Origin of the sequence: Bacillus sp. 196mf (assembly GCF_003217275.1) — a bacterium.
GTDB classification, from domain to species: domain Bacteria; phylum Bacillota; class Bacilli; order Bacillales; family Bacillaceae_G; genus Bacillus_A; species Bacillus_A thuringiensis_S.
Window position 1 is genome coordinate 1 of record NZ_QJTG01000086.1, and the last position, 2,787, is coordinate 2,787.

A 2,787-nucleotide genomic window follows, 5' to 3' on the forward strand; every position below is an offset into this window, starting at 1 on the left:
TCTTCGAGACCTATTTTTTCAATTTTTTAAACATCTGATCTTGGAATATACCAGATATGCTGTTTGTTAAATGGCAGGGAGGACTCCCTATATCTTAAACGAAACAAGCTGTGTCTATGATACGAAGTCTGTTACTTGAGCCATTGTATTAACGTGTTTTTTTCTTCCGTATAGAACGCTAAAATTGATTCATACTATTCATAAGCTTTGAATCGCCTACAATTTGATACAAAGCTATGTGAAAACTTCTTGGGTTTTCTCTTCTACTACTGAGCAGTTAGCGTTCGCTAGCTGCTTTGCTACATCTTGTGTATAAAAAAATCCCTTATGTTCACACTATAAGTATCAGACATCTGATACTTTCTCTTATCAATAGGAACTCTTTTACCAGAGTTCCTTCTATATCATACCTTCAGCGAAATGTAACTCGTTTACAATTAAAGGAATCGAAACCATTCAGATTTATATGATTTTGTTGTAAATTAGAAAAATTGCTTAAAGTATCGAATTTTTCATGCGAATTCGTGTATATTTCGTAACTTATTTTGAAATTTCAAGAGGATAAACTCGTTACAATAGAACCCTATTTTACTTTCCCTCTAATGGTGTGTTTAATAAATCCATTTTGATGACCAAGATAGGCATTTTGTTCTCTGGTTCATCCGGTCCATCAAGATTAATTTTTACAATCTCAGTGGATGCGCCCGTAATCTTATAAGTACTCCCAGCTTGTACTAAAACTTCTTCCTCTTTTGGTAAATCTGTAATTCCACCTGTCAATAATGCTGCATGAGCTCCGGGATAAAGGGTTATATCGAAACGAATAGGTCTTGCATATTTTTGTAAATGGTCCTTTTTTGTAACCCCATCTAAAAATACATTTTCTTTACGCAGAGTGGTACTAGTAAATGCTGGATCTACAAACGTCTGATTTATCTTTTGTTCCACAAGACCTATCGATTTTTGAATAAAGTTACCATAGGATTCTAACTCGTCTTTCTGTTCAAAGAAAGCAAACGCAGACTTTAGAAATCCCAGTTTTTCTCCTATTGCTTCCTCCTCTACGAATCTATGCACAGTTAATTTTTGGGGAAGATAAGCTTGTTCCAATGCCGATTTGATATTATTGATATTTTTGTTAACCTTCTCGGGATTATCAAGCTTTACAGTACCTCTTAAAGTTCCATTGATGTTTTTATAACCAGATTCTTTGTTATCTTCCTCTGTCTCTGTATATTGGTATATAGACTCTTTTTGTTCTTCAGTAAGCCCCTGTGACCATTTTCCCGTATAATATTTTGTTAAAGCCTCAAAAGGCTTAAGTATATGCCCTTTTACTACTCTTACAGTTCGCCCATCTATTTTTTCCTCCACTACGTTTTCTGGTAAGAACTCAATTGTTTGACCACGTTTCATGAGAATTTGACCGTTTTTCAAAAGTAATACTTTTTCGCCCTGCGGGACCTTCAGCTTCACCTTGACATTACTTTTATTTGTAATCTGTCCTTGCGTCTCTCCTATTGAGAAGTTATATACTTCATTTACCGTACCTGGAATCTTTGAGATATTAGTCTCAGGTACTTTTATATACTGCTCTATTTCTAAATCTTCAGACAAGATAATTCCATGTTTTTCAATTTCCTGATCTATTCTTTCTACTTCTACGAATTCTTTCTTATTTAGTATCTTCCCTTTATTTTTATGCAAATTTTTATTCAAAGTAGATTCTGTAATTTTTTCGATTGTAGCAAATGCTTTAGAGTTTACATTTTTATTGGATTTTTTATAAACTTTCTCTTCAAATTGCTGTGCAAAAGCCGATAGATCACTAGGTTGCTTTTTCACAGGTTTTTTCTTCTGATTCTTCTTCGAGGCATCATTCGGTGCCGCTTCTACCGTTTTCTCAAATGGCGCAAGAGATGCAAATGGCGATGCCGCCACTGGCGCTAAAATTAATCCTGCGGTTAATAAAATCGTTGCTTTTTTCTGTTTCATGTTCCTATACCTTCCTTTTTATATATTGCTAGTATACGAGATACGTATCTAACAGAGTCGTTGTCTCGTATACTAGGTTTCTTATTTGGTTATCTTTTTCATAAACGTTCCTTGAACAGAAGAAACATTTCCTGTTTATTAGGTTTATCTAGGGCATCCTACTACATTTCTTCTCTACCGGTTCCATTCCGTACCCTGTATCGTTCTTTTTCAATCGGATCAATCAAATAGGCCTTCTTTCTCTTTAAAGTAATGTAGATCCCAACCAAATGCATTCTGCTACCCCGTTTTCATGCTACCTTTTTACCAAAATTCTATTTCTTTTCTAACCTACCAGTCACTCAGGTACCATACTCCCTCTTCATCGAAGTAATGCGTATTCCAACCCAATATATTATCTGCGACCATCCCTTTTTTCCCATTTCTCACCATTTTTCCATCGCTGTCAAAATAATATTCCTTATTGTCCTTCTTTAACCAACCAGTTTTCATGACACCATTTTCTTCAAAATAATACCATTCGTTTTTTATCTCTTTCCATCCACCTGTTTGCTTGATACCTTTTCGTTCCTCTTCTGTTGGTGTGGTGCCACCTTCATCAAAGTAATACCATTTTCCTTCTATCTCTTTCCAACCAGTCTGCATACCTTCTTTACCGTTAAAATAATATTCATTTCCCTTTATTTTTTTCCAACCAGTATATGGTGTACCATCTTCATTGAAATAATATTTCTTGCCATCAATTTCTTTCCAACCTTCTCCTACATGCTTCGTCCCATCTTCATTGAAATA

At 35.0% G+C, this 2,787-nt stretch carries 1 protein-coding gene and 1 pseudogene; both read right to left on the bottom strand.

Annotated features, from left to right (window positions below):
• Positions 1–588 precede the first annotated feature (588 nt).
• The gene (locus tag ATL10_RS30510) at positions 589–1,995 is read right to left on the bottom strand and encodes an ADP-ribosyltransferase (protein ID WP_110498354.1); all 1,407 of its coding nucleotides are present in this window, start codon (positions 1,993–1,995) and stop codon (positions 589–591) included.
• A 330-nt stretch (positions 1,996–2,325) separates the two neighbouring features.
• A pseudogene (locus ATL10_RS30515) lies at positions 2,326–2,787 on the bottom strand (hypothetical protein); the annotation flags it as partial.

Coding starts and splice junctions, on each gene's coding strand:
- ATL10_RS30510 (WP_110498354.1), bottom strand. CDS start 1,995: ATGAAACAGAAAAAAGCAACGATTTTATTAACCGCAGGATTAATTTTA.